The following is a 26,022-nucleotide window of genomic DNA, read 5'->3' as shown; positions in this document are numbered from 1 at the left end:
ATGGCCCGCCCCTTCCGGGTCTACTACCCGGCACTGCCACTGGTGGCCGAGCACGCACCGCACCGGGCCACCTACATCGGCGACGCGGACGGCCGCTGCCAGGTCTTCGCCTGGGACCGGGCGGCCGGGGTGGCCCACCAGGTCACCGCCCGCACGGCTGGCACCAACCGCGCGGCCGTCGATCCCGCCGGCACCGCTGTCTGGTGGTTCGACGACGACCTGACCGGGACCGGAACGTGGCGGATCAGCGACTTCGACCATCCGGAACGCTCGTCCGAGGCGCTGCCGGGGATCGCGTCGGCGCGGCACGCCGGCCTCGCCATGACCGCCGACGGCACGGCCATGGTCGGCCTCTCCGACGAGGAAGGCATGACGCTGTACCGGCGGACCGCCGACGGCAGGGTCACGCCGGTCACCCGGATGTCCGGATACGCCCATCTGGTCGACGTGGATCCGACCGGCGACCTGCTCGTGGTCGGCCGGGACGCCGCGTCGCCGGAGGGGACGACGGTCCTCGACTCCCGCGGCGGACCGGTGGCGGTGCTGTCGGGGGGTGCGGGTCGGCGGATCTGGCCGCTGGGCTTCGCGCCCGGTTCCGGCCCCGCCCGGCTGCTGCTGGTCGTCGAGGAGGACGACGAGTACGCGATCGCCACGTGGGCCCGGGCCGACGGGCTGAGCCGGCACCGGTGGCGGTTCGACACCGAGATCACGGCGAGTTGGTACCCGGACGGGAACCGGGTTCTCGTCCGGCAGGACCGGCACGCCGGCAGCCGCCTGCACTGCGCCGACCTGACCGCCGGCACGCTGACGGGAGTTCCCACGCCGGCCGGCAGCATCCTGGACGCGGCGGTCTGGCCCGACGACGACGTGGCGTACGTCTGGACGGACTCCACCACTCCACCACAGATCCGCTCGGTCGCCGGGCTGGAGTTGCCGCAGGGACCGGACGACGGGCCGGCTGACGAGGCGGTGTCGCTGGCCGAGTTCTGCCGGCGGAGCGAGGTCTGGGTGGCGGGAGCCGCGGGCCCGATCCACGCGCTGGTGGCCGCGCCCGCCGACCGGACCGGGCCGCTGCCCGCGGTCTTCCTGGTTCACGGCGGGCCCTTCCAGCACGCCCGGGACGCCTACGAACCGCTGGTCGAGGTCCTGGTCCGCGCCGGCTGCGCGGTCGTGCGGGTCAACTACCGCGGGTCCAGTGGCTACGGTGCCGCCTGGCGTAACGACTTCCGGGCCGGGGTGGGGCTCACCCAGCTCGAGGATCTCGCGGCGGTCCGATCCCACCTGAGCGACCGGAGTGTGATCATCCCGCACCGGGTCGCGCTGTGGGGAAGCTCGTGGGGCGGCTACCTGACCCTGCTCGCCCTCGGCCGACAGCCGGAGCTGTGGCGGCTCGGGGTGGCGATCAACCCGATCGCCGACTACGCGGCAGCCTTCGAGGCGGCCACCCCGGCGATCCGCGCGCTCGACACGGCGCTGTTCGGCGGCACCCCGGGCGAGGTACCCCAGCGGTACGCCGAATCGTCCCCGGCCAGCTACGTCGACCAGGTGCGCGCGCCCACCTTCCTCGCGGTCGCCACCGACGACGTTCGGTGCCCGCCAGCACCGGTGGAGCGGTACGCCGGAGCGCTGATGCGGCGCCGGGTTCCCGTGAAACTGCTGCGGACGCGAGCCGGGCACGAGGACTTCGACGCTCGGGGTCACGTCGCCCTGATGCAGGCGGTGCTGATGTTCATGCAGCAGCACTTCGACGGCGTACGGAACGAGGGGACACCGGTCGCGCTCGCCATGGCGCGACCGGGGGACTGACGTGCCGGACGGCGGCCTGACGGTCTACCCATGACGAGGGGAGGTGAAGAGCATGCGTAAGAACATCATCGAGAACGACCCGATCAGCGGCAACCGCGACCAGGGCCGTTCCGACGTCTCCGTGACGGTGACGGTCTCTGTCAGTTTCTGACGCAGCACGGTGGAGTGGGACCGACGGTCCGGGCTCTCGGCCGGCTTCCTGCGGTCCCACTCCACCCCCACCCCCACCGTCCTGCCCGGGGCATGGTGAGCAAGGAGAGACGACGTGCGGATTCTGCTGGTCAACATGCCGTGGGCGTCCATCGATGTCCCGTCCCTGGCGTTGGGGATCCTCACCAACAGCGTCCGCCGGAGGTATCCGGACGCCGAGGTGGAGGTCCTGCACGCCAACCTCGACTACGTCGACTGGGTGGTCGACCGGACCGAGTTCGGGTTACGCGACTACCAGTACTACTCGTTGTTCACCTACTTCGCCGGCTGCGGTGACTGGGTCTTCTCCTCGGCCCTCTACGACGACCCGGAGTGGCGGGTGGAGGAGTTCACCAGCCGGGTCCGCGACCAGATGTCCGAGCGGGAGTTGGCGCTCAACGTCGAACTGCACCGTTGCGCCCCCGAGTTCATCGGCGACCTCGCGGCCAGGATCCTCGAACGGGGTCCGGACCTGGTGGGCTTCACCTCCACCTTCCAGCAGAACACCGCCGCGCTGGCGGCGGCCAAGCACGTCAAGCGACTCGATCCGACGATCCGTACCGTCTTCGGCGGCGCCAACTGCGACGGCGAGCAGGGCGCGGCCCTGCACCGCAACTTCCCCTTCGTCGACCTGGTCGTGCGGGGCGAGGGCGAGGCGGCGTTTCCCGCCCTGCTCGCGGCGCTGACCGGCGGTGACCGGGCCCTGGCTGCCGTCGAGGGTCTGTGCTGGACGGACCGCGACGGCCGGCGGACCGCGAACCCGATGAGCACGAAGCCACTGCCGCCGGCCGAGATCGTCTCCCCCGACTACACCGGCTACTTCGAGCGGCTCGCCGCGTCCCGGGCCCGCAACTGGGTCGAGCCGAAACTGGTCGTGGAGGGGGCGCGGGGCTGCTGGTGGGGCGAGAAGCACCACTGCACGTTCTGCGGGCTGAACGGATCGTTCATGGAGTTTCGCAGCAAGCACCCGGGCGCGTTCTACGACGAGATCATCGGGCTTGCCGAGCGGCATCAGGTGCTCGACATGTTCGTGGTCGACAACATCCTCGACATGAGCTACGTGTCGACACTCCTCCCTCGGCTTGCCGAGTCCGGATACGACCTGCGGTTGCAGTACGAGATCAAGTCGAACATGAAGGGCGCGCAGGTGCAGGCGCTGGCCGACGCCGGCCTGGTGAGCGTGCAGCCCGGCATCGAGAGCCTCAGTGCCCGGGTACTCAAGATCATGGACAAGGGCGTGACCGGCTGTCTGAACGTGCGGATGCTGCGCGACGCCGAGACCAGCGGCATCACCGTCGCCTGGAACTACCTCTACGGCTTCCCGGGCGAGACCGGGGAGGACTACGAGAGCATCCTGGCGCAGTTCCCGGCCCTGCACCACCTGTCCCCGGCGGGTGGCAGCAGCCGGATCGCCATCGAGCGGTTCAGCCCCTACTTCAACCGGCCGGAGCTGGGTTTCGGCGAGCTGCGACCGGCCGCGCAGTACCTCCTGAACTACGACCTGCCCGAGTCGGAACTGATGGACCTGGCGTACATCTTCGACGTACCCCAGCGGGGCATCGGCACCGACCTGGCCACCCGGCTCGACGCGGCGGTCACCGAGTGGCAGGACGAGTATGCCCGCAGCCGCCTCACCCACCTCGACCTCGGGCACGAGATCGTCCTGGTCAGCCGCCGTCGTCACTTCGACTGGCGCGTCGTCCGGCTGACCGACGCAGGGGAGGTCGCCGCTTTCCGGCTGCTCGACCAGCCGCACAGCCTGGGCTCCCTGGCCCGCCGGCTGGCCCGGCCCGAACCGGAACTGGCGGTCCTCCTGGAACGCTGGCGGGAGCTGGGGGTCGTCTTCACCGACGGCGGGCAGTTCGTGCACGTCGCGCCCCGCTCGATGAACCAGCACCTGCTGCGCATCGACCACCTGCACCCGGAACGTGTCGGCGCGCGGCCGGGGGCCGACAACTCCGAGATCCGGTCGGCCGAGCCGGCCACCCTGACCACCGTCTGAGGAGAACCACCGTGGCCATCGCCGGACCCACCCTGGCCCCCGTGCCCGTCCGTCTCGCCCACGACCACGACCGCGAGGTCGGCGACGTACCCGGGATCGACCTCGGTGTCACCGAGCTGCAGGGGCCTCCCGGCGAGGCCGTCGCCGGCTGGTTCGACGCGGGCATCCGCCACGTCACCCTGATCGACCCGGTGAACCTGGCCGTCGAGGACGACACCGCGTCCCGCGACGCGGTCCGCCGCCTGGTGCTGGTTCGGGAGCTGACCAGTCACGGGATCAGCGTCGAATGGCGGCTGCTGCTGCCGGTCGACGGCGGGGCGGACTGGCGGGTCTTCTGCCACCTCTATCCGCCGGCCGAGCTCTCCCCGGCGGCCGGGGACGAGATGGAGCCGCTCGACGCGTGGCGACGGTCGTACTACATCGACAAGTGCACCTTCCGGCGTGGCCCGGGGTTCGTACAGGTCCGCGACCGCCGGTCCAGCCGGCTCAACCTGCTGACCATCGACGACCCGGCATATCTGGCGATGCTGGCACAGGTCATGGAGGGCGCCCCGATCGCCGACATCGACCTGGACATCGCCCGCGACTTCGCGGCCGAGGGCCTGGTCGTGCAGGTGGGCACCATGCTGGTCTGGCTGCCGTATCGGCTACGTCGCTGGCCGCTGCCTTCCATGATCATCTAGTCCGACGGACGTGGGGTCGGTTCCGGCGATGACGGCGCCGGCCTGGCCCGCCGGCCGACGGGCCGACTTCCCGCGCCGTCCTCATCCGGAGGCCGGTCGGGCGGCGGGCGCAGCGCCAGCACCGCGAGCTGAGCGAACGCGTACACCTGGGTGAGTCGGACACCGGGACGTCGGGGCGCGACGGCGACCGGCGGGCCGTCGGCCCGGGCCCGCACCGCGTGATTCGCGCGCTGGTACGGGCCGGCGTCCTCCGTAAGGCCGCGTGAGTCCGACGAGCCTTTCCACCCCGAAGACCGCCATCCGGGCGGTGAATGGGGACCGTCGAGACGGCCAGCCTTACGAGGACACCCCGACATTCAAGCGATCGAGGCCGTGACCATGTTCCGCTGGTCACCGCCTCGATCGGCCGGACCGACACGGAGACGCGGCGGCCCGGCGTTCGGCGGGACGGCCTGGAGTGGTGATCAGCCGATGCGGAACTGCTCACCGTAGACGGCGAACACCAACGGGGTGTTCAGGTCGAGGTTGCCGTTGGCGAGGAACACCCGCTGTGCCGTGTCGACGCGGGAGGTGTCCGAGTGGGCCGCCTCCTTCTTCATCTCGACGACCCGCTCGTCGAGGAACGCGTTGAGCCAGGTCCGCTCGTTGCCGCCCTGTGCCGGGGGCTTCGCCCGGGCGAGGGCGCGGCTGCGGATCTGACGCATGCCCTCGTACCCGTGCATGACCGCCGCGTCGTAGTAGGCGAACTGGCCGAGCGCCCGGACCCCGTCGTTCCTGCCGTCGCGGACCGACGGGTCGAAGTAGACCCGGTCCCGCTCGGCCTCCTGCGCGGCGCGGAACACCGAGTCGTTGGCCGCGGTACGCCAGTCGCGGGGGTAGTTCGGGTCGAGGCCCGCGTGCGACGCGGTGCCGTTGACGGCGCGCAGCGCCGGCAGGTAGCCGGCCAGCACGTTGCCGGGCTTGGTGTTCGTGTACGCCTGGACCAGTTCGAGCATGTCGCCGGTGCCGGAGCAGAAGCCGATGATGCCGGCGGTGTAGCCGCGACCGTCGCCGATGTCCTCGATGTAGGAGAACTGGGCGCGCCAGTCGAGCGAGGAGTTCTCGGCCGCCGAGACGAGCTGCATGGCGATGTCCTTCTTCGCCGGGTCGTCGAGGTTGGCGCCGGCCGGGACGGTGGTGGTCGGGGTAGGGGTGGGATTGCCGCCGCCGGGAAGGGTCCACTGCTGGTTGGCGGTGCCGCCGCAGCTCCAGATCTGGAGTCGGGCGCCGTTCGCGGTGCTCCGGTCGGTGACGTCGAGACACTTGCCCGAGGCGGTGTTGACCAGGGCTCCACCGCCGGCGGCGGTCCACTTCTGGGCGCCGGTGTTGTTGCAGTCGTACAGCTGGATCTTGGCGCCGTTGGTGGTCGAGGCGGCGGTGACGTCGAGGCACTTGCCGAGCGCGCGGATCGAGCTGTCGCTGTTGCCCACCGTCCACGTCTGGGCCGCGGTGCCGTTGCAGTCGTAGAGCTGCACCGCCGTGCCGTTGGCCGGGTCGGCCCCGGCCACGTCGACACACTTGCCGGCCAGGCCGGTGATCGGGCCGGCGGTCGCGGCGCTGGCCGACGGCAGGCCGTAGCCGGCCACCGCGATGCCGGTCAGCAGGGTGCCCACGGCGTAGGCGACTGTCCTTCTGCGCACCATGACGTTCCTCGGGGAAGGGGCGGCAAGCCGCCGGCCGGTCAGTGCCCGACGCGACCGTGGCCCAGCGGGCGTACGAGAATCAGTAAACTGTACTAACAGATAGCAGCACGTCGATCGACTGTCAATCGGGGCCGCCCGGCGAGGGCTGCGGTGTCGACCTCGGCCCGGTCCCGGGTGGACCGGGCCGCGTCGCCGGTTCGGACCGCCGACGGTCGCGGGGTGTGGGCGCATGTCCGTCATCGCGATGTGGAAGTCCGCGCGCACGGCCGAACTCGACACCGGAGGGACGACCGCCCACCGGCTCGTGTCATCTATCCGTCCCGGTCGATCCGATGATCGGTCCGGGCCGGCGTGCGATCGTGAGGACCGACGTGACGCAGACCAGGTGGGGGCGGCAAGTGCGCGGATCAACTTTGCGGGTGCGCCTCGGCGCGTTGCTGGTACTGCTCATGCTCGCCGGCTCGGCCGCCCCCGCCGCCGCGGTCCCGGCGGGAGGCTCCCCCGCCGGCGGCGCCCGGTCCGAGCGCGTCGTGCCGACGGATGCGCGGTCCACCGGCATCCACCACTCCGCCAACCGCGCCAGCCTGGCCGCGTCCTGGTCGACCGGACAGGTGGCGCCCGGCGACACCCAGGGCTGGGTGTGGAACAACGCCAACCCGCTCACCGTCGCGTACCAGGTGGGCTTCTCCCCGACCGGCGCAAGCGCCGGGCTGCCGTGCCAGTTCGAGGTGACCCGCCGCTGGTACTCGCAACAGCCGGGCGGCGAACGACGCTTCCACTTCCAGCTCCGCAACAGCGGCGCCATCACCTGCGCGACGACGGTCCTGCTGTCCGCCCAGCCCTCGACGTACGACTGGACCATCGCGCCGCTCGCGCCCGGCGCCACCGGCAACTACCGGTGGGTCGAGCAGGTGCCGCCGACGGTCTCCTACCTGCTCGGGCTGAGCCCGACCGGCGCGAGCGGAGCAGCCGCCTGCCAGCTCGAGATCACCCGCACCTGGTACCTCCAGGAGGCCGGCGCGGTCCGCAAGTTCGCCTTCGTGATCCGCAACATCGGCACGGTCACCTGCGGCGCGCAGGTCCGCCTGGCGCAGTTGTCCGTGCCGACCACCTGGTACGTCGGCACCCTCGCCCCGGCCGGCTCGTCCACCTGGACCTGGAACAACGCCAACCCGCTCACCGCCGTCCACCTGCTCGGCCTGTCCCCCTGGGGCGCGCAGCTCACCGACCCGTGCCAGATGGAGATCACCCGCACCTGGTACGTGCAGCGGGTCAACCCGGACGGCACCACCCAACGCCAGCTCGCCCTGACCGTGACGAACGTCGGCGCGATCAGCTGCACCGCCACGGTGTTCCTCACGCCCCTGACCACCTGAGACCGGGCGCGGGACCGCAGAACGGGGACGAGGCTGCCGATCCGGTGGATGACGCCATGCGAGATATCGATGAACGAGGATTGACGGTTCGTCCGTCCGGGTTTTATAACGTTAGACGGACGGCAACGACGGTCGCCGCCGTTCGCTCCCGGAGATCCCATCGGTATCCGCGCCCGGCCTCGGGACCGGACCTGACCTGATCGGCCGCCCGACACCCGCCAGCCGCCGGCGGCGCAGCTCGGCCCTGACGGCCCGTCCGATGGAGACGGCATGACACGTCCCGATCCCGTCCGCCTCGCCGCGCCCCTGCTGACCGTTCTCACGCTGATCGCCGGCCTGCTCACCGCGCCGGCCGCGCCGGCGCACGCCGTGCCGGCCAAGAACCCGCCGCTGAGCACTCCCTGGACCGCCCAGGCCCTCGACGGCGTGCCACTGCCGGACTACCCGCGACCGCAGATGACCCGGCCGGACTGGCTCAACCTGAACGGCGAATGGCAGCTACGCCAGTCCGCCACGGACGACGCCCCACAGTTCGGCACCGACCTGCCCGAGCGGATCAACGTGCCGTTCCCGGTGGAGAGCGCCCTCTCCGGAGTGCAACGGTCCGCCGGCGACAACCGCAACCACCTGTTCTACCGGCGCACCGTGACGGTGCCCACGAACTGGAGCGGACGCCGCGTCCTGCTGCACTTCGGCGCCGTCGACTGGCAGACCACCGTCTGGGTCAACGGCGTGGCGGTCGGCGGCCACACCGGCGGCTACGACGCCTTCACCTTCGACGTCACCGCGCAGTTGCGGAACGGCGCGAACGAGATCGTGGTGAAGGTGTGGGACCCGACGGACAGCCGGCAGAACGGCAGTCTGCCGCCGATCGGCAAGCAGACCAAACAACCCGGCGGCATCTTCTACACGCCGAGTTCGGGCATCTGGCAGACGGTGTGGCTGGAACCGGTGCCGGCGGCGTCGATCAGCAGCGTCGACCTCTACCCACGCCTGGCCGACAACACCCTCCGCGTCCGGGTCTTCACCCGCGGGGACGTCAGCGGACACCGCGTCGTGGCCGAGGCGCTCAACGGTTCCACCGTGGTCGGCTCCGCTACCGGCGGCTTCACCGAGTTCACGGTGCCCGTGCCGAACGCCCGCCGCTGGTCGCCCGACGATCCGTTCCTCTACCACCTGCGGATCACCCTGCGTGATGCGGCGGGCGGTCAGGTCGACCGGACCACGCACTACTTCGGCATGCGTGAGATCAGCACCGGCGTGGTCAACGGCGTCCTGCGGCCGAAGCTCAACGGCCAGTTCGTCTTCCAGACCGGCACGCTGGACCAGGGGTTCTGGCCGGACGGGCTCTACACCGCGCCCACCGACGCCGCGCTCGCCTTCGACCTGCAGAAGCACAAGGACCTCGGTTTCAACATGGTGCGCAAGCACATCAAGGTCGAACCGCAGCGCTGGTTCTACCACGCCGACCGGCTCGGTCTGCTGGTGTGGCAGGACGTCCCGTCACTGACCGCCCAGGACATCGACGCGACCGACGCGCAGCAGGCACAGCTCGAGGCCGAGGCCCGCGAGATCGTGGACGAGCATCGCAGCTCGCCGGCCGTCGTCACCTACACCGTCTACAACGAGGGGTGGGGGGAGCGTGCGCTGGCCGACACCCGCCGGGTGGCCCAGAACGTGAAGAACCAGGATCCGACCCGGCTGGTCAACGCGCACAGCGGGCACAACTGCTGCCAGTCGTCGGGCGATCCCGGCAACGGCGACATCGACGACTGGCACGTCTACCTGGGGCCGGACTCGCCGGTGCCGTCGAGCAGCCGGATCGCCGTGCTCGGCGAGTTCGGCGGCCTGGGCCTGCGCGCGCCCGGACACGAGTGGAGCCCGAACGGCGCCTTCTTCGCGTACGAGTGGCAACCGAACTCGACGGCGCTGACCGACCGCTACGTCGGCCTCGTGCAGGGCGCCCAGAACCTCATGCTCGGCAAGGGACTGAGCGCCTCGGTCTACACCGAGATCGCCGACCAGGAGGGTGAGCTGAACGGATTCCTCACCTACGACCGGCAGGTGGTCAAGATGGACCAGGCCCGGGTACGGGCCGCCAACCTGTCCCTCATCAACGCGTCGAGATCCGTCGGCAGCTCGGCGCCGGTGGCGCTACCGCTGAACACCCGCCGTTCCTTCCAGGTGACCACCCCCGGACTCACCAACCGGTACCTGCGGCACCGGGACAGCCTCGCCTACACGGAGGTCGTGGACGGGAACAGCTCCGCGCTGCTCAGGAACGACGCCACCTACACGGTCCGGGCCGGTCTGGCCGACGCGACGTGCTATTCGTTCGAGTCGGTCAACTTCCCCGGGCAGTTCCTCCGGCACCAGAACTCGCGCGTACGCAACTCGCCGAACGACGGCTCGGCGCTGCTCCGCGCGGACGCCACCTGGTGCGCCCGGGTCGGGGTCACCGGAAGCGGCGTCTCGTTGGAGTCCTACAACTTCCGCGGCAGGTACCTGCGGCACTACGACTCCGAGGTCTGGCTGAGCAACGGCGCGGGCGGCGAGGCGTGGAACTCACCCGCGCTGTGGGCCGCGGACAGCACCTGGAACGTCACGACGCCCTGGGCGCCCTGACCAAGCCGGGGCGCTGACTCCCCCGGCAGCGCCCCGCCTCCCTCCGGCAGCGCCCCGCCTCCCTCGATCGAGGCACATCCATTGACAAAGGTTGTTTACGGTTCCACTCTGAGAGCGCTCTCTCGCGCCCGGAGACACGGCGCGACGCCGCACCAACCGGAAGGAGTTCGATGACCAGAACAATGGCGCTGCTCGCCGCCGCGACGCTCGCGCTGCCGATGCCAGCCGCCGCGCCGCCGGAGGCTCCCCCCGTCGCTCGGGCACCGGCGCAGGTGTCCGGCCTGCCGGCCGGCATGGCCGAGGCGATGCGCCGCGATCTGCACCTGACCGACGACCAACTCACCGCCCGCCTCACGGCCGAGGCCGCCGCCGCGGTGGTCGACCGACGGCTGCGCTCCCGCCTCGGCGCCCGGTACGCCGGCTCGTGGCTGGACCCGAGCGGCCCCCTCACGGTCGCCGTCACCGACGCGTCCGCCGCCGCGGCGGTACGGGCCGAGGGGGCCCGGCCCCGGCTCGTCCCCCGGGCGCTCACGAGTCTCACCTCGGCACTGACCACACTGGATCGGCGGGCACGCAGCCATCCTCCCGGCTCCGCCGTGCGCGGCTGGTACGTCGACGCCGTCGCCAACGAGGTCGTGGTGCGGGTCGCGCCGGGCCAGGAGCGCACCGCCCGCGCGTTCGTCGGCGGCAGCGGCCTCGCCGGCGGGCTCGTCCGCTACGCGACGGCTCCGGACGCGCCGCGCCCGATGTACGACATCCGAGGTGGCGACCAGTTCGTCATCAACGGCAACGTGCTCTGCTCGGTCGGCTTCGCCGTCGCGGGCGGCTTCGTCACCGCCGGACACTGCGGGGCCACCGGCAGCCCCACCCGGGGGTACAACAACGTGGCGCAGGGCACCTTCGCCGGCTCGTCGTTCCCCGGCAACGACTACGCCTGGGTCCGCACCAACGGAGACTGGACGCCTCGCCCCTGGGTGAACAACTACGCCGGGGGCAACGCTCCCGTCGCCGGCTCCCGGGACGCGGTGATCGGCAGCTCGGTATGCCGGTCGGGACGGACGACCGGCTGGCGCTGCGGCACCCTCCTGGGTCGGGAGGAGACGGTCAACTACGCGCAGGGCGCGGTCTACGGGCTCAGCCGCAGCAACGCCTGCGCCGAGGGGGGCGACTCCGGCGGCGCCTGGCTCTCCGGCGACCAGGCACAGGGGGTGACCTCGGGCGGATCGGGCAACTGCACCTCCGGCGGCACCATGTGGTTCCAGCCGGTCAACGAGATCCTCGGCGTCTACGGGCTGAACCTGGTCACCACCGGCGGTGGCGGCGCCGGGACCCGGATCATCAGCAACTGGAACAACAAGTGCGTCGACGTGCCGAACTCGAACTTCTCCGACGGCGTTCCCCTCCAGACCTGGACCTGCAACGGCACGGCGGCACAGAGCTGGACCTTCACCGGCGGTAGCGTGCGCACGCAGAACAACATGTGCATGGATGTCGCCTGGGGGTCCCGGGACAACGGCGCGGTCATCCAGATCGCCACCTGCAGCGGCAACGCCGCGCAGCAGTTCGTGTTGTCCGCCGCCGGGGACCTGGTCAACCCGCAGGCCAACAAGTGCGTCGACATCAAGGACTGGAACGGCAACGACGGCGCGCGGTTGCAACTCTGGGAGTGCGGCGGCACCGCCAACCAGAAGTGGCGCACCGGCTGAGCGGAGCGCCCCGACACGGCGTCCCGTCCGAGGTGTGCCGAGGACGGGCGTCGTGCCGCTCAGGAACGGCTGCCGAACCGGGCGTTGCGCCGGGCCGGGTACGGGTTCCGCGGATCGGCCCGTGTGCGTGCTTTCCACCCCGCTCCGACCGTGTGGTCGGTGTTAGAGCCGCCCCGGCGCGGGTAGCCGACCGCCGGCCAGGCACCGGTGGCAGCGAGGAGGTCCGGGTGAGGTCGATCGACGCCTTCTTCGACGGTCTGGGTCGGAGCAGCCCCGACGAGCGGCTCGTCAAGGTCAGTGGCAGCGTGCGGTTCGACATCCACGACGACCGAGGGGTACACCACCGGCGGCTCGACATCGACCACGGGCGGCTCCGGGTCAGCGACGACGACGGCCCCGCCACCACGGTCATCACGCTCTCCGAACGGACCGCCGTGGCGATGGTGGCCGGCGGGATGAACGGACTGGCGGCGATCTCCCGGGGCGAGATCCTGGTCGACGGTGATCTCGCGCTCGCACTGCGGATCGGCCGGCTCTTCCCCAAGCCCGCGGCGACGGCCGGCCGGCACGGTGGAGGCGTCGCGTGAAGGACGTGCCGGGCACCGTGTCGTGCATCGACGGCAACACCTTCGTCGTCTCCGACAGCAGTGGGGACGTCGAGGCGTCGTCGGCCGCGCCGGTGGGTCTCTTCACCGCCGACACGCGCTACCTGTCCCGGTGGGTGCTCACCATCGACGGCGAGCGGATGACCGCCCTCTCGGTGGACGACAGCCAGTACTTCGAGGTGGCGTTCTTCCTCGTGCCGGGCGGCCGGATGGACTACGTCCAGGCGGACGTGTCCGCGATCCGACGACGCCGCATCGGCGCCGACATGGTCGAGACCGTCACCGTCTTCAACTACGGCGAGTCGGATCTCGACCTGACGGTACGTCTCGAGGTGGCCGCCGACTTCGCCGACATCTTCGAGATCAAGTTCGCCGCCGACGCGAAGGCCGGCGAACGGTACGCCCACGTCACCCCCGACGAGCTACGGCTGGGCTATCGCCGTGCCACCTTCCAGCGGGAGGTCGTCCTCACGGCCAGCGAGCCGGCGACCTTCACCCCGGAGCACCTCGACTTCTCGATCCGGCTGGACGCCGGAGCCAGTTGGACGGTCGAGGTACGGGCCGAGATGAGAGCGCTGCGACCCGACGGCGTCGACCTGCGGTCCGGGCTCCGGGCCCTCCGGCCCGACGCGTCGACCCTGCCCGACAGCGTTCGTGCCTGGGTGGCGGCGGCTCCGACACTCGACACCGACAGCCCGGCGCTGCGGCAGGTCTACCAACGCAGCCTGGTGGACCTGGCGGCGCTGCGGTTCACGCCGCTCTCGCTCGGCGGCGCCACCGTGCCCGCCGCCGGGTTGCCCTGGTTCATGACCCTCTTCGGCCGGGACAGTCTGCTCACCTGTCTACAGGCGCTGCCGTTCACACCGTCCCTGGCACCGACCACCCTGCGGATCCTGGCCTCGCTCCAGGGCGCGCGCACCGACGACGTGTTGGAGGAGGATCCCGGCCGGATCCTGCACGAACTGCGCTACGGCGAGTCAGCGGCCTTCGAGGAGCAACCCCACTCGCCGTACTACGGCACCGTGGACGCCACACCGCTGTTCCTGGTGCTGCTCGACGAGTACGAGCGGTGGAGCGGAGACGCGGATCTCGTCCGCGAGCTGGAACAGGAGGCGCGCGCCGCGCTCGACTGGCTGGACAACCACGCCGACCTCACCGGTGCCGGCTACGTCTCGTACGAACGCCGCAACCGCTCCACCGGCCTGGAGAACCAGTGCTGGAAGGACTCGTGGGACAGCATCTCCTACGCCGACGGCCGGCTCCCGGGCTTCCCCCGCTCGACGTGCGAGACCCAGGGCTACGCCTACGATGCCAAGATCCGGGCGGCCCGGCTGGCGCGTACCTTCTGGAACGATCCGGCCCTGGCCGAGCGTCTGGAGAACGAGGCGGCTGCGTTGTACGAACGGTTCAACCGCGACTTCTGGTTGGCGGACCGCGGCTACTACGCCCTCGCGCTCGACGGCGACGGCACGCCGGTGGACAGCCTGTCCTCGAACATCGGGCACCTCCTGTGGAGTGGCATCGTCCCGCCGGAGCGCGCCGGCCGGGTCGCCGAACTCCTGATGAGTCCCGCGCTGTTCGCCGGCTGGGGTGTCCGCACGCTGGCCGAGGGGCAGGCCCGCTACAACCCGCTGGGCTACCACAACGGGACCGTGTGGCCGTTCGACAACTCCTTCATCGCCTGGGGACTGCGGCGCTACGGTCTGACCGACGAGGCGGGACGCATCGCTGAGGGAATCATCGAGGCCGCGGGCTTCTTCGAGGGTCGCCTGCCCGAGGCGTTCGGCGGGTTCGACCGGCGGACCACCCGCTACCCGGTCCGGTATCCGACCGCCGGCAGCCCGCAGGCGTGGTCCAGCGGGGCGTCGCTGCTTCTGCTCCGCACGATGCTGGGCATGGAGCCCCACGAGGACCACCTGGCCACCACCCCGGCGCTCCCGCCCGCCTTCGAACGGATCACCCTGCTGGACATTCCCGGCCGCTGGGGCCGGCTCGACGCCTTCGCGCGTCGCCGGCCGGATCCGGCGAGCCCCTGAGCGGGGCGCTGCGCATCAAGGCGTCCCTGCCACCCACGGCGCTCGCCCGGGCCCGGTCCGGGACACCGGTCGTCGCCCACGCCCCCACCGCCCGCCGGTCAGCCCAGCGCCGCCACCTGACCCACCACGAACACGGCCGGCGGACGGATACCCTGCCGGGCGGCGACCGTGCCGATCTCGTCCAGCCGGGCCGGCACCGCGCGTTGCCCGGGGTGCCCGGCGTCCTGCACGGCGAGCACCGGCGTCTCCGGGGCGCGGCCGTGCTCGACCAGCACGGCGGCGATCTTGGCGATGGTGTCCACCGCCATGAGGAGCACCAGCGTGCCCCGGGCGCGGCCCAGCGCCGCCCAGTCGACAAGCGAGCCGGGGTGACCCGGCGGCAGGTGCCCGGAGACGACGGTGACGTCGTGCGCGACGCCGCGGTGGGTCACCGGCACACCGGCCAGCGCCGGCGCGGCGAACGCACTGCTCACGCCGGGCACCACGGTCACCGGCACACCGGCCTCCGCGCAGGCCCGCACCTCCTCGTGGCCGCGACCGAACAGGTACGGGTCGCCGCCCTTGAGCCGGACCACCCGCCGGCCGGCGCGGGCGTGCGTCACCAGCGCCGCGTTGATCGTGTCCTGCGCCATCGACGGACCGCGGGGCACCTTGGCCGCGTCGACCACCAGCACGTCGTCACGCAGCCCCGCGAGCAGCCCCTGCGGGGCCAGTCGGTCGACCACCACCACGTCCGCGGCGTCCAGCAGGGCCTTTCCGCGTACCGTGATCAGGTCGTCCGGGCCGGGCCCGCCGCCGACGACCGCGACCGACCCCGCCGTCGCCTCGTGGTGGTGCTGGTGGCCGTGGCCGTGGTGATGGTGGTGACCGTCGACCGGGTCGTCCGGGTGGTCGTGCGGGCGCTGCGGACGGCCCACCTTGTCGGCGAAGCCCGGCATCAGCACCCGGTACGCGCAGGTGTCGCAGTTCATCCGGATGTCCCCGGCCAGCGCCTCGGCGTGCCGTTCGAGCACCAGGTCCGCCAGCGCGTCGCAGTCGCCGATCACCTCGGCCACCCGCACGTCCAGATCCGGGTGCGCGGCGGCGAACTCGGCCGACCGGGCGACGATCCGGTCCGGCAGCACCCCGGCGAACAGGAAGTACGGCGCCACCACGATCCGCCGCGCCCCGAGCCGGCGCAGCCGTTCCAGCACCGCCGGCACGGACGGCTCCGCGAGGGAGATGAACCCCGGCTCGACACCGGCGTAACCGCGTCCCTCCCAGAGCAGCCGCGCGACCTTCGCCACCTCGGCGTTGGCGTCCGGGTCGGTGGAGCCCCGGCCGATCAACGCGATCCACGTACCGGCCCGGTCGGCGCCGGCCAGCGCGGCGTCGATCCGCTCCTCGATGGCGGCGTGCAGCAGGGGATGCGGGCCCAGCGGACGGCCGTAGCGGTAGGTCAACCCGGGGTGGCGCTGCTGCTCGCGGGCCATCGCGGCGGGGATGTCGCCCTTGCCGTGCCCGGCGGCGGTGAGCACCAGCGGCAGCGCCACCAGCGCCCGGTGTCCCCGCTCCACCAGCGCGGTCACCGCGTCGGTCAGCGGCGGACGGGACAGCTCGATGAAGCCACCCTCGACGTCCCCGACGACACCGCGTCGACGAACCCGCTCGACGAGCGCGGCGAACTGGTCGACCCCGGCCGCGCTGCGCGTACCGTGCCCGACGATGACCAGACCGGTCATGGCATCTCCTCGATGTAGAGCAGGGCGTTGAGGGCGGCGGCGGCGACCGCCGAACCGCCCTTCTCCCCCACGTTGGACACGGCGGGCAGGCCGCTGGCCCGCAGCGCCGCCTTGGACTCGGCGGCGCCGACGAAACCGACCGGCATACCGACGACCAGCGCCGGTGCGGCGGCCAGCGTGAGCAGTTCGACAAGCGCGGTCGGCGCGCAGCCGACCACCCACACCGCGCCCGGACCGACCCGGTCCAGGGCGATCCGCACGGCCGCCGCCGACCGGGTGATCCCGGCGGCCCGGCCCAGCTCGGCGGCGGCCGGCTCGGCGACCGGGCAGACCAGGTCCAGGCCGGCCCGGGTGATCCCGGCGGCGACCATCGCCACGTCGGTCACCACGGGCACGCCGGCGCGCAGCGCGGCCAGCCCGGACGTCAGGCCCGCCTCGTCGCAGACCAACTCGTCGACGTACGCCAGGTCGGCGCTGGCGTGCACCACCCGCTCGGTCACCGCGCGGGTCAGCGGCGGCAGGTGGGTGAGGTCGACCCGCTCGCGCAGGATCCGGTACGACTCCGCCTCGATCGGGTGCACCACCCGGCTCACGGCTGCTCCCCGGTGCCGGCGGGCAGCGTGCCGGCGTAGCGGCGGTCGTAGCCGCGCAGCTTCCACAGCGCGACCGCGCCCACCCAGGAGGCCACGAAGAGGCCCACCACGACGTATCCGAGCTGCTCGAAGTGGTCGGCGACGGCGGCGTACCCGGCGAGCGCGGTCATCCCCAGCTGGTCGACCAGCAGCCCGGCCAGGTAGACGCTGGCCACCACGGCGCCCACCAGCACCGTCATCGCGGTGGTGGCCAGGTTGTAGAAGAGCCGCCGGGCCGGCTGCCGGTACGCCCACGAGTAGGCGCGGCTCATCAGCAGACTGTCCGCGGTGTCCATGGCGGACATCCCGGCGGCGAAGAGCAGCGGCAGGGTCAGCAGGGCCAGCACCGGCAGGCCACCGGCGGCGGCGGTACTCGCCGACAGCGCCAGCAGGGTCACCTCGCTGGCGGTCTCCAGGCCGAGGCCGAACAGGAAACCGACCGGGGCCATGTGCCACGAGGAGCGCACCAGCGCCCGGGCCCGACCGCCGAGGACCCGCTGCATGAGCCCCCGGTTGAGCAGGTGCAGGTCCAGCTCCCGCTCGTCCAGGCCACCGTGGCGCAGCCGGCGCCACAGCCGGGCCAGCCCGCTCAACACCACCGCGTTGAGCACCGCGACCAGCGCCAGGAACACGGTGGCGGTGACGATCGCGACGGTGGCGCCCAGCTCGCGGGCCCGCACCAGCCCCGCGCCACTGAGGTTCGTCGAGGCCAGGCCGACGATCAGGGCCAGCAGCAGCACCACCGCGCTGTGGCCGAGGGCGAAGAAGAAGCCGACACCCACCGGCCGCCGACCGCGCAGCAGCATCAGCCGGGTGGTGTCGTCGATGGCGGCGATGTGGTCGGCGTCGAACGCGTGCCGCACCCCGAGCACGTACGCCAGGGTGCCGGCGCCGGCCAGCCCACCGGCCGCCACGGGCTGGTTGTTCCAGTACAGGTAGAGGCTCCAGCCGGCGATGTGCAGCACGGCGACGGCGAGCACGATGCCGCCGAGGCGGACCCGTTCGGCGCGGCTCCACCGGCCGACCGGGGGCGCGGTGCTGACGGCGGTCGGACTCATCGGGTTCCTCCACGTTCGTCGGGACCGGTGACCCGGATCGCGTCCACCGGGCAGATCTCCACGCATTCCAGGCAGCCGGTGCAGCGGTCGGCCCGGACGGTCAGGCCGCCGGCGACCGGCCGGATCGCGTGTGTGGGACAGGTGAGCAGGCAGGCGCCGCAGCCCTGGCAGGCGCCGATGGTCACGAGCGCCACCGGTACCCCCGGGGCGTGACCATCCGGCCGGCGACCAGGCGGGTGTCGCTGCTGCCCACGACGACCACGCTGTACATGTCGACCACCTGCGGATCGAGGGTGGCCAGGGTGGCCAGGTGCACCCGCTCGCCGTCGCGGCTGGCGTTGCGCACCACGCCGACCGGGGTGTCCGGTGGACGGTGCGCGGCGAGGATCGCCAGGGCCCGGCCGAGCTGCCAGTCGCGGGCCCGGCTGCGCGGGTTGTAGAACAGCGCCACGAGGTCGCCCTCGGCGACGGCGCTCACCCGCCGCTCGATGATCTCCCAGGGGGTGTGCAGGTCGGACAGGCTCAGGTACGCGTGGTCGTGGCCGAGCGGGGCGCCGAGCAGCGCGCCGGCGGCCAGCGCCGCGGTCACCCCGGGCACGCCGACCACGTCGATCCGCTCGTCGGCGTACTCCAGGGCGGGGCTGGCCATCGCGTACACCCCGGCGTCGCCGGAGCCGATCAGCGCGACCGCCCGGCCTGCGGCGGCCTCGGCGACGGCGGCCCGGGCCCGGGCCTCCTCCGCGCCCAGCCCGCTGGCCAGCACCCGGGTGCCCGGGCGCAGCACGCCGCGCACCTGGTCGACGTACTGGTCCAGGCCGACCACCACGGCCGCCCGGCGCAGCTCGGCGACCGCGCGGGGGGTACGCAGGTCGGCGGCGCCCGGCCCGAGCCCGACCACGGCGAGCCGGCCGCGCGGCGCGTGCCGGGCCACCGCCACGGTGGCCATCGCGGACGCCGTCTTGGGCACCAGCAGTTCGGCGTCGCCGGTGCGGCCGTCGACGTCGAGCAGCGCGGCGGCCTCGGCGACGCTGGGTGTGCCGACCGCGGCGCGCACCACCTCGCTGGGGTGCGGCACGTCGACCGCCGCCAGCGTCACCGCCGGATGCGTCACCAGCGGTACGCCCAGCGCGTCCGCGGTCGCCACGATGCCCGCCTCGTCGGCCTTGACGTCGGCGCTGGCCAGGCAGCGTAGGCTGGCCGGACTGAGCCCCGCCGACGTCAGCTCCCGGTGCAGCAGGTCGCGCACCTCGTCGGCGGACACGCCCCGGCTGGCCCCGACGCCGGCGACCAGCGACGGGGGTCGCAGCACGGCGGTCCGGTCGTCCGGCGGCACCAGCCGGTCGGTGACCAGCAGCCGGTAGTCGGCCGGCTCGGGGTCGGCGGCGGACGGGCGGACGTTCGGCGGCAGGGCGGGCAGTGGCCAGTCGGCGTCGGCGACCAGCCGGACCGGTTCGCCGTCCAGGACGGCCCGGGAGACCGCGGCGACGGCACCCTCCACCGGCCAGCCGAGGGTGTCCAGGCCGGGCAGGTCGACCGCGTCGGTGGCGGTGGTGACCACCGGCCGGGCGTCCACCAGCGCGCCGACGGCCTCGGCGAGGGCGTTGCCGCCGCCGGCGTGCCCGCCGAGCAGCGCCACGGCATGCCGGGCCGCCTCGTCGACGACCACGACGGCCGGGTCGGTGCGCTTGTCGCCGAGCAGCGGCGCGAGGATCCGGACCACCGCGCCGGTGGCCAGGAAGGCGATCACCGCGTCGCAGTCGGACCAGGCGGTGCGCAGCGCGTCGGCGACGCTCTCCCCCGGCACCAGCCGGGCGTGCGGCCAGGCGGCGGCGACGGTCCGGGCGTGGCGTCGGCCGGCGGCGGTGGCCGCGACGAGCCCGATCCGGGCGTGCGAGGTCAGGTGGTGCACGGGCGCTCCCCGGTGAGGACGACCACCGGGTTGGTGGCCGCGAGACGGATCGACCCGCCGGGCAGGTCGGCGAGGCGGGCGGCGGAGAGCTGGCTGCCCCCGGCCCGGTAGCCGGCGGCGCGGAGCAGCGCCACGGCCGGCGCGACCCGGTCCAGGGCGGCCAGCGTGAGCACCACCCGGTCGGGGCGGCGGGCCAGCACGGCGGCGAGGACGTCGGTGCCCCCGCCGCCGACGAAGACCGCGTCCGGGTCGGGCAGGCCGGCCAGCACCGCCGGGGCACGCCCGACGACCAGCCGTACGTCGACGGCGTGCGCGGCGGCGTTGGCCCGGATCGCGTCGGCGGCCCCGGCGTCGTGCTCGACGGCGAGCACCGCCGCGCCGAGCAGGGCGCACTCGATGCCGACCGATCCGCTGCCCGCGCCGACGTCCCAGACCAGCCGGCCCAGCCGGGGGCGCAGCCGGGCGACGACGAGGGCGCGTACCTCCGACTTGGTGATCATGGAGTCGCGGTGGGCGTAGGCGCTCTCCGGCAGGGCCCACCCGGCGGCCGGCGCGGCGGCCGGCTGGTTGTCCCACCGCATCCCGCCGGGGTCGGGCGCGGCGACGCTGAGCAGCACGTGCGGGTCGGACCACGTCCCGGCGGCGGCCTGCGCCGGGGTGACCTCGCAGATCCGTTCGGCGTCGGTGCCCAGGTGCTCGGCGACCAGCAGCCGGCGGGACCAGCCGACCAGCCCGACGCCCAGCTCGGCGGCCCCGGCGCCGGGGGCGGTGAGCACCGCCACCAGCGGCAGTGCCCGGCAGGCGTTCAGCGCCGGCCGCGGGTCCCGGCCGTGCGCGGTGACCACCGCGGCGCCGTCCCAGGGCAGCCCGGCGCGGGCGAACGCGGCGGCCACGCTGGACACCGCCGGCACCACCCGCAGCGGCAGCCCGGCCGCGCGCAGCCGCCGGACGATGCCGAACAGGCCGGGATCGCCGCTGGCCAGCACCACGGCGGGTACGCCGGCGGCGACGGCGGCGGCCAGCCGGTCCACGGCGGGGGCGAGCGGCCCGAGCGTGACGGTGGCCGCGCCGGGCGGCACGGGCACCGCGGCCAGGTGTCGGGCCGCGCCGACCACCAGCCGGGCCGCGGCGAGCGCCGGCGTCAGGGCGGGATGCGCCGGCGCACCGGCCGCGTCCAGGCCGACCACGGTCACCGTGCTCACCGCGACCACCGGCCGGTGGCGGCGACCGTGCGACTCCCGGCGAAGTCGACCATCGCCACGTCCACGGTGACGGCGTGCCCGGCGAAGCGCAGCAGCACCTGCCGGACCCGCTGGCAGAGCAGGTCCCCGGCCGGGCCGAGCAGCCCGGCGGCCTCCCACAGCTCGTACGCGTGCCGGCCGGTGTTCGCCCCGGTCACGGCGGCGACCAGCGCCGGGTCGTCGCCGGCCTCGGCGGTGACGGCGCCGAGCAGCGACAGGTCCACGGCCGAGCGGGTGTAGTGGGTCATCAGGACGCCGGCGGCGAGCTTGGCCAGCTTGCCGGCCATGCCGACGAACACCACACCGGTCATGCCGTCGGCGACGGCGGCCCGGACCGCCGCGCCGGTGAAGTCACCGACCTCGACGAAGCAGACCTCGGGCAGCTCCGGCAGCAGCGCGCGGGCCGCCCGCTCGGTACGCCCACCGGTGCAGAGCACCACGGTCCGCTCGCCCTGCGCGGCCATGACGTGCACGGCCTGCACGACGCTGGCCCGCCAGGAGGCGGTGGAGAAGGGCCGGACGATCCCGGTGGTGCCGAGGATCGAGATGCCGCCGAGGATGCCGAGCCGCCGGTTGGTGGTCTTGCGGGCCATGATCTCGCCCCCGGGGACGCTGATCACCACCTGGACGCCGACCTCGGCCAGGTCGACCACCTCGGCCACCGCCGCGTCGATCATGCGACGCGGGGTGTCGTTGATCGCCGGGCCGCCCACGGCGAGCCCCAGGCCGGGTTTGGTGACGGTGCCCACGCCCGGCCCGCCGGCCAGGCGCAGCCCGGGGGCGTCGGTCCAGTCGACCGTGGCGGTCAGCTCCGCGCCGTGGGTGACGTCCGGGTCGTCACCGGCGTCCTTGACCACGACCGCCTCGGCGCGCCGCGGTGGGACGCCGGTCAGCTCGCAGCGGGCGACCGGGAAGCGGACCCGTCGGCCGGCCGGCAGCCCGATCTCCACCTCGGGCTGCGGCACGCCGGTGACCAGCGCGGTCACCGCGGCCTTGGCCGCGGCCGTCGCGCAGGCCCCGGTGGTCCAGCCGGTACGCAGCGCGGTGGGCCGCACCTTCGCGGTACGCGGCAGGTCCGGCTCCCGCAGCGGCGGTTCCGGGTACGTCACTCGGAACCGCCCACCGGGTCGGCGGGGCGGGCGGCGGCGCGCCGGCGCAACTCGGCCCGGGCGGCCGGCTCCGCCCGCCGGTAGGTGTGGAAGTGCCCGGGGTGGTAGAGGTGGGAACGGGTCCCGGTGGCGGCCAGCGCCGGCCCGACCAGGAAGAGCGTGTGTTTCCAGAGCCGGTGCTCCTTGACCGTCGCCGCCAGGGTGCCCACCGTGCAGCGCACCACCAGCTCGTCCGGCCAGGTCGCCCGGTACGCGACCACCGCCGGGGTGTCCGCCGGGTAGCCGCCGGCCAGCAGCTCGGCCTGCGCCTGCCCGGACCGCGCGGCGGAGAGGAACAGCGCCATCGTGGTGCCGTGCCGGGCGAAGTCGCGGACCCGTTCGCCGGGCGGCATCGGGGTCTTGCCGCCTTCGAGACGGGTGAGGATCACCGACTGGGCGACCTCGGGGACGGTCAGTTCGCGTCCGGCGATCGCGGCGACGGCGGTGAACGACGAGACGCCGGGAACGATCTCGACGGCCAGGCCGAGCGCCCGGCACAGGTCCAGTTGCTCCTGCACCGCGCCCCAGAGCGCCGGGTCGCCGGAGTGGATCCGGGCCACCGTCAGCCCTCGCCGCGCGGCCCGCTCGTACAGCGGCAGCACTCCCTCGACGGGCAGTTGCGACGAGTCCACGATCTCCGCGTCGGCGCGGGCGTGGCCGAGCACGTCGGCGTGCACCAGGCTGGCCGCCCAGATCACCAGGTCGGCGTCGGCGATCACCCGGGCCGCCCGCAGGGTCAACAGGTCCGCCGCGCCGGGGCCGGCCCCGACGAACCACACCTTGCCGGAGCTGGTCACAGTTTTCCTCCTCGGCGGTCCCGGCGGGCGGGAACCAGCAGCGTCGACAGGTACGGCAGGTCGTGCGCGGCGTCGTCCACCGCGCCGATCCGCTCGTCGGGCAGCCCGAGGCCGCACCCGAGCACGGCGTCGCCGAGGCGGCCCTGCCGGCGCAGCTCCCCGACCAGCTCCGGGTGCCGCCGCCAGCCCTTGTAGGCCACCACGGTGCCGGGGCCGGCCAGCGCGTCGGCGAAGAGCGCCAGCCCGGCGGTCGCCGGTAGCAGGGTCAGCGGCTCGCGTCCCTCGCAGAGCGGGGTGCCGCTGCGCGCGGCCAACTCCTGCATCGCGGTGATGCCGGGCACGGTGGCGACCCGCACCGCCGGGCGCAGCGCGCGGACGCTCTGCGCCAGGTAGCCGAAGGTGGAGTAGACGTTGGGGTCGCCGATGGTGGCGAAGGCGAGCGCCCGCGCCCCGGCGTCGACCGCCTCGACCACCACGCGGGCGGCGGCGTCCCAGGCCGCCGCGCGCCGGGGGCTCACCCCGCCCCGGTCGTCCAGGGCGAACGGCAGCCGGCGCAGCCGGTCCGCCCCGACGTGCGCCAGCACGGTCCGCTCGGCCCGGCCGGCGCCCCCGCCCTGGTCCGCGCCGCCCGCGGGCCGGTCCGCCATCACGGGTACGAAGACCAGGTCGGCCGCGCACAGCACCCGTACCGCCTTGAGGGTGAGCAGTTCCGGGTCGCCGGGCCCGACGCCGACCCCGGTCAGCACCGCGTCGACAGGTGCGGCGGCTCGACTGCCGGCGGTCATCGACACGCCTCGACCAGGCGCCGGGCGGCCGCCGGGGCGCCCGCCCAGTGGGTGTGCAGGTAGGAGGCGTGTACCCGGCCGGCCACGAAGCCGTGCGCCGTGCCGTTCCAGCGCCACGCCGGCTGCTCGCCGTGGCCGGGGTCGGTGGTGGTGCGGTGGAACTCGTGGCCGCGTACCGCGTCGCCGGCCCGGGCCACCGGGGAGTCCGCGGCGGCGACCGCCTCCCGGTAGCCGAGGGTCAGCCGACCGGTCATCCGGGCGGTCAGGTCGAGCCGGCCGCACATGGGCGCGCCGTCCAGGGACCGGCCGAGGTAGAGCAGCCCGGCGCACTCGGCGACGATCGGGCCGTCGAAGGCGGCCACCTCGGCACGGAGGGTGGCGTTGCCGGCCAGCGCCTCCGCGTACGCCTCGGGGAAACCGCCCCCGACGATCACCGCGCGGGTGCCGGCGGGCAGCGCCGGGTCGCGCAGCGGGTCGACGGTGACCACGTCGGCGCCGGCCGCGGTGAGCAGTTCGGTGGTCTCCGCGTACGAGAAGGTGAAGGCCGGACCACCGGCGACCGCGACCAGCGGACGGTCCCCGCCGGCCGGGCCGCCGACGGCGGCGACCGGATCCCAGGCGGGCACCCGCAGCGGCGCGGCGGTGCGGGCCAGATCGAGCACGGCATCCAGGTCCACGGTGGACTCGACCAGGTCGGCGAGGGCCGCGACGATCGCGAGCGACTCGGGCGCCCGCTCGGTGACCGGGACGAGCCCCAGGTGCCGGGCCGGGGCGGCCACCTCGACGGCCCGGGTGACCGCCCCGAGCACCGGCACGCCCACCTCGGCGAGCGCGTCGCGCAGCAGCGTCTCGTGCCGGGGCGAACCGACCCGGTTGAGGATCACCCCGCCGATGCGCACCGTCGGGTCGAAGGCGGCCATGCCGAGGGTGAGCGCGGCGGCCGACCGACCCTGCGCGGTGGTGTCGAGCACCAGCAGCACCGGCGCGTCGATCAGCCGGGCGACGTGCGCGGTGGAGGCGAAGTCGCCCCGGCCCACGGCGCCGTCGTGCAGGCCCATCACGCCCTCGACCACGGCGACGTCGGCGGGCGTGGGGACGCTCGCGCCGTGCCGCAGCAGCGGGGCGATCCGGTCCGCGCCGACCAGGAAGGGGTCGAGGTTACGGCCGGCCCGGCCGGCGGCGAGCGCGTGGTAGCCGGGGTCGATGTAGTCCGGACCGACCTTGTGCGGGCTGACCGTCAGGCCACGGCGGCGCAGCGCGGCGAGCAGCCCGGTGGCCACCGTGGTCTTGCCGTGCCCGCTGGCCGACGCGGCCACCACCAGCCGGGGCAGCGCCCAGGGCGTCGTCGGGCCGGTCACCACTCGATACCCTTCTGGCCCTTCTGACCGGCGTCCATCGGGTGCTTGACCTTTGTCAACTCGGCGACCAGGTCGGCCGCCTCCACCAGCCGTGGGTCGGCGTCCCGTCCGGTGATCACCACGTGCTGGAAGCCGGGCCGGTCGGCGAGGGTGGCGACCACCTCGTCGACGTCCACCCAGCCCCACTTCATCGGGTAGGTGAACTCGTCCAGCACGTACAGCCCGTACCGCTGGGCGGCCAGGTCGCGCTGGATCTGCCGCCAGCCCTCCAGCGCGTCGGCGGCGTGGTCGGCCGCACCGCCGCGCTGGATCCAGGACCAGCCCTCGCCCATCTTGTGCCAGACCACAGGCGCGCCCTGACCGGTGCGCTCGTGCACCTCGCCGAGCGCCCGGAAGGCGTTCTCCTCGCCGACCCGCCACTTGGCGCTCTTGACGAACTGGAACACCCCGATCGGCAGGCCGGCGGTCCAGGCCCGCAGCGCCAACCCGAACGCGGCGGTCGACTTCCCCTTCATCTGTCCGGTGTGGACGAGCAGCAGCTGCCGGTGCCGCCGCTGCCGGGTCGTCAGGCCGTCGTCGGGCACCGTGCTCGGCTTCCCCTGTGGCATCAGCGATCTCTCCTCGTCGTCATCCCCGCGAGCACTCCCGCGATCTTGCGGTTTC

The 26,022-nt window shown here is 73.6% G+C and carries 19 protein-coding genes and 1 pseudogene; 8 read left to right on the top strand and 12 right to left on the bottom strand.

Going from position 1 to position 26,022, the window contains the following annotated elements; all coding sequences use genetic code 11:
* From ACLQ2W_RS29510 to ACLQ2W_RS29500, 3 genes are all read left to right on the top strand, one after another.
* Complete coding sequence (locus ACLQ2W_RS29510) at nt 1–1,806, top strand: alpha/beta hydrolase family protein (RefSeq protein ID WP_425790589.1); 1,806 nt, start codon at nt 1–3, stop codon at nt 1,804–1,806.
* A gap of 265 nt (nt 1,807–2,071) precedes the next feature.
* Nucleotides 2,072–3,997, top strand: a complete 1,926-nt coding sequence (locus ACLQ2W_RS29505; RefSeq protein ID WP_425790587.1) for a RiPP maturation radical SAM C-methyltransferase — start codon at nt 2,072–2,074, stop codon at nt 3,995–3,997.
* 41 nt (nt 3,998–4,038) lie between these two features.
* Nucleotides 4,039–4,680, top strand: a complete 642-nt coding sequence (locus ACLQ2W_RS29500; RefSeq protein WP_425790585.1) for a DUF5825 family protein — start codon at nt 4,039–4,041, stop codon at nt 4,678–4,680.
* 464 nt (nt 4,681–5,144) lie between these two features.
* On the opposite strand, the gene ACLQ2W_RS29495 is transcribed toward ACLQ2W_RS29500, so the two are convergent.
* Nucleotides 5,145–6,362, bottom strand: a complete 1,218-nt coding sequence (locus tag ACLQ2W_RS29495; RefSeq protein ID WP_425790583.1) for a chitosanase — start codon at nt 6,360–6,362, stop codon at nt 5,145–5,147.
* A 398-nt stretch (nt 6,363–6,760) separates the two neighbouring features.
* Between ACLQ2W_RS29495 and ACLQ2W_RS29490 the strand changes: the two genes are divergently transcribed.
* The 5 genes from ACLQ2W_RS29490 to ACLQ2W_RS29470 all read left to right on the top strand — a co-directional run bounded on the left by ACLQ2W_RS29490 (nt 6,761) and on the right by ACLQ2W_RS29470 (nt 14,710).
* A complete protein-coding gene (locus ACLQ2W_RS29490; RefSeq protein ID WP_425790581.1) occupies nt 6,761–7,738 on the top strand; it encodes a hypothetical protein in 978 nt (325 codons plus the stop codon).
* 270 nt (nt 7,739–8,008) lie between these two features.
* A complete protein-coding gene (locus ACLQ2W_RS29485) occupies nt 8,009–10,363 on the top strand; it encodes an AbfB domain-containing protein (protein ID WP_425790579.1) in 2,355 nt (784 codons plus the stop codon).
* Between the two features lie 170 nt (nt 10,364–10,533).
* On the top strand, nt 10,534–12,069 hold the full coding sequence (locus tag ACLQ2W_RS29480) for a ricin-type beta-trefoil lectin domain protein (protein ID WP_425790578.1): 1,536 nt from the start codon (nt 10,534–10,536) through the stop codon (nt 12,067–12,069).
* A gap of 227 nt (nt 12,070–12,296) precedes the next feature.
* Complete coding sequence (locus ACLQ2W_RS29475) at nt 12,297–12,656, top strand: SCP2 sterol-binding domain-containing protein (RefSeq protein ID WP_425790576.1); 360 nt, start codon at nt 12,297–12,299, stop codon at nt 12,654–12,656.
* Between the two features lie 5 nt (nt 12,657–12,661).
* Nucleotides 12,662–14,710, top strand: a complete 2,049-nt coding sequence (locus tag ACLQ2W_RS29470; RefSeq protein WP_425790617.1) for a glycogen debranching N-terminal domain-containing protein — start codon at nt 12,662–12,664, stop codon at nt 14,708–14,710.
* A gap of 98 nt (nt 14,711–14,808) precedes the next feature.
* Here the strand turns inward: ACLQ2W_RS29470 and cobA are convergent, their stop codons facing one another.
* The 11 genes and pseudogenes from cobA to cobO all read right to left on the bottom strand — a co-directional run bounded on the left by cobA (nt 14,809) and on the right by cobO (nt 25,967).
* A complete protein-coding gene (gene cobA, locus ACLQ2W_RS29465) occupies nt 14,809–16,431 on the bottom strand; it encodes a uroporphyrinogen-III C-methyltransferase (RefSeq protein WP_425790574.1) in 1,623 nt (540 codons plus the stop codon).
* Nucleotides 16,428–17,024, bottom strand: coding sequence for a precorrin-8X methylmutase (locus tag ACLQ2W_RS29460; RefSeq protein ID WP_425790572.1), 597 nt, complete (start codon nt 17,022–17,024; stop codon nt 16,428–16,430). The genes cobA and ACLQ2W_RS29460 overlap by 4 nt, the downstream gene beginning before the upstream one ends.
* Nucleotides 17,021–18,121, bottom strand: coding sequence for a HoxN/HupN/NixA family nickel/cobalt transporter (locus ACLQ2W_RS29455; RefSeq protein ID WP_425790570.1), 1,101 nt, complete (start codon nt 18,119–18,121; stop codon nt 17,021–17,023). The genes ACLQ2W_RS29460 and ACLQ2W_RS29455 overlap by 4 nt, the downstream gene beginning before the upstream one ends.
* Nucleotides 18,118–18,315, bottom strand: a complete 198-nt coding sequence (locus ACLQ2W_RS29450) for a DUF362 domain-containing protein (RefSeq protein ID WP_107155315.1) — start codon at nt 18,313–18,315, stop codon at nt 18,118–18,120. The genes ACLQ2W_RS29455 and ACLQ2W_RS29450 overlap by 4 nt, the downstream gene beginning before the upstream one ends.
* The gene (gene cobJ / locus ACLQ2W_RS29445) at nt 18,303–20,030 is read right to left on the bottom strand and encodes a precorrin-3B C(17)-methyltransferase (RefSeq protein ID WP_425790568.1); all 1,728 of its coding nucleotides are present in this window, start codon (nt 20,028–20,030) and stop codon (nt 18,303–18,305) included. Before cobJ ends, ACLQ2W_RS29450 begins: the two co-directional genes overlap by 13 nt.
* Nucleotides 20,018–21,349 (bottom strand): precorrin-6y C5,15-methyltransferase (decarboxylating) subunit CbiE, encoded by a 1,332-nt coding sequence (cbiE, locus tag ACLQ2W_RS29440; protein WP_425790615.1) that lies wholly within the window; start codon nt 21,347–21,349, stop codon nt 20,018–20,020. The genes cobJ and cbiE overlap by 13 nt, the downstream gene beginning before the upstream one ends.
* Nucleotides 21,310–22,326: pseudogene (locus ACLQ2W_RS29435) on the bottom strand (cobalt-precorrin-5B (C(1))-methyltransferase); the annotation flags it as partial. The pseudogene ACLQ2W_RS29435 and the gene cbiE, both read right to left, overlap by 40 nt.
* Nucleotides 22,327–22,376: 50 nt before the next feature.
* Entirely contained in the window at nt 22,377–23,216 is an 840-nt protein-coding gene (gene cobM, locus ACLQ2W_RS29430; RefSeq protein ID WP_405093711.1) for a precorrin-4 C(11)-methyltransferase, read from the bottom strand.
* Nucleotides 23,213–24,001, bottom strand: coding sequence for a precorrin-2 C(20)-methyltransferase (gene cobI / locus ACLQ2W_RS29425; protein WP_425790566.1), 789 nt, complete (start codon nt 23,999–24,001; stop codon nt 23,213–23,215). The genes cobM and cobI overlap by 4 nt, the downstream gene beginning before the upstream one ends.
* Nucleotides 23,998–25,359: a cobyrinate a,c-diamide synthase gene (locus ACLQ2W_RS29420; protein ID WP_425790564.1), complete on the bottom strand. Its 1,362-nt coding sequence runs from the start codon at nt 25,357–25,359 to the stop codon at nt 23,998–24,000. The genes cobI and ACLQ2W_RS29420 overlap by 4 nt, the downstream gene beginning before the upstream one ends.
* The gene (gene cobO / locus ACLQ2W_RS29415) at nt 25,356–25,967 is read right to left on the bottom strand and encodes a cob(I)yrinic acid a,c-diamide adenosyltransferase (protein WP_425790562.1); all 612 of its coding nucleotides are present in this window, start codon (nt 25,965–25,967) and stop codon (nt 25,356–25,358) included. The genes ACLQ2W_RS29420 and cobO overlap by 4 nt, the downstream gene beginning before the upstream one ends.
* Nucleotides 25,968–26,022 lie beyond the last annotated feature (55 nt).

The sequence above is a fragment of the Micromonospora sp. DT227 genome (assembly GCF_049841835.1).
Taxonomy (GTDB): domain Bacteria; phylum Actinomycetota; class Actinomycetes; order Mycobacteriales; family Micromonosporaceae; genus Micromonospora.
This window is presented reverse-complemented; position numbering and strand designations above follow the sequence as displayed.

Excerpts from the sequence above, each read along its gene's own strand:
- ACLQ2W_RS29480 (WP_425790578.1), top strand. The coding sequence starts at position 10,534 with ATGACCAGAACAATGGCGCTGCTCGCCGCCGCGACGCTCGCGCTGCCG.
- ACLQ2W_RS29455 (WP_425790570.1), bottom strand. The coding sequence starts at position 18,121 with ATGAGTCCGACCGCCGTCAGCACCGCGCCCCCGGTCGGCCGGTGGAGC.
- cobA (WP_425790574.1), bottom strand. The coding sequence starts at position 16,431 with ATGACCGGTCTGGTCATCGTCGGGCACGGTACGCGCAGCGCGGCCGGG.
- ACLQ2W_RS29485 (WP_425790579.1), top strand. The coding sequence starts at position 8,009 with ATGACACGTCCCGATCCCGTCCGCCTCGCCGCGCCCCTGCTGACCGTT.
- cobO (WP_425790562.1), bottom strand. The coding sequence starts at position 25,967 with ATGCCACAGGGGAAGCCGAGCACGGTGCCCGACGACGGCCTGACGACC.
- ACLQ2W_RS29510 (WP_425790589.1), top strand. The coding sequence starts at position 1 with ATGGCCCGCCCCTTCCGGGTCTACTACCCGGCACTGCCACTGGTGGCC.
- cobI (WP_425790566.1), bottom strand. The coding sequence starts at position 24,001 with ATGACCGCCGGCAGTCGAGCCGCCGCACCTGTCGACGCGGTGCTGACC.
- ACLQ2W_RS29495 (WP_425790583.1), bottom strand. The coding sequence starts at position 6,362 with ATGGTGCGCAGAAGGACAGTCGCCTACGCCGTGGGCACCCTGCTGACC.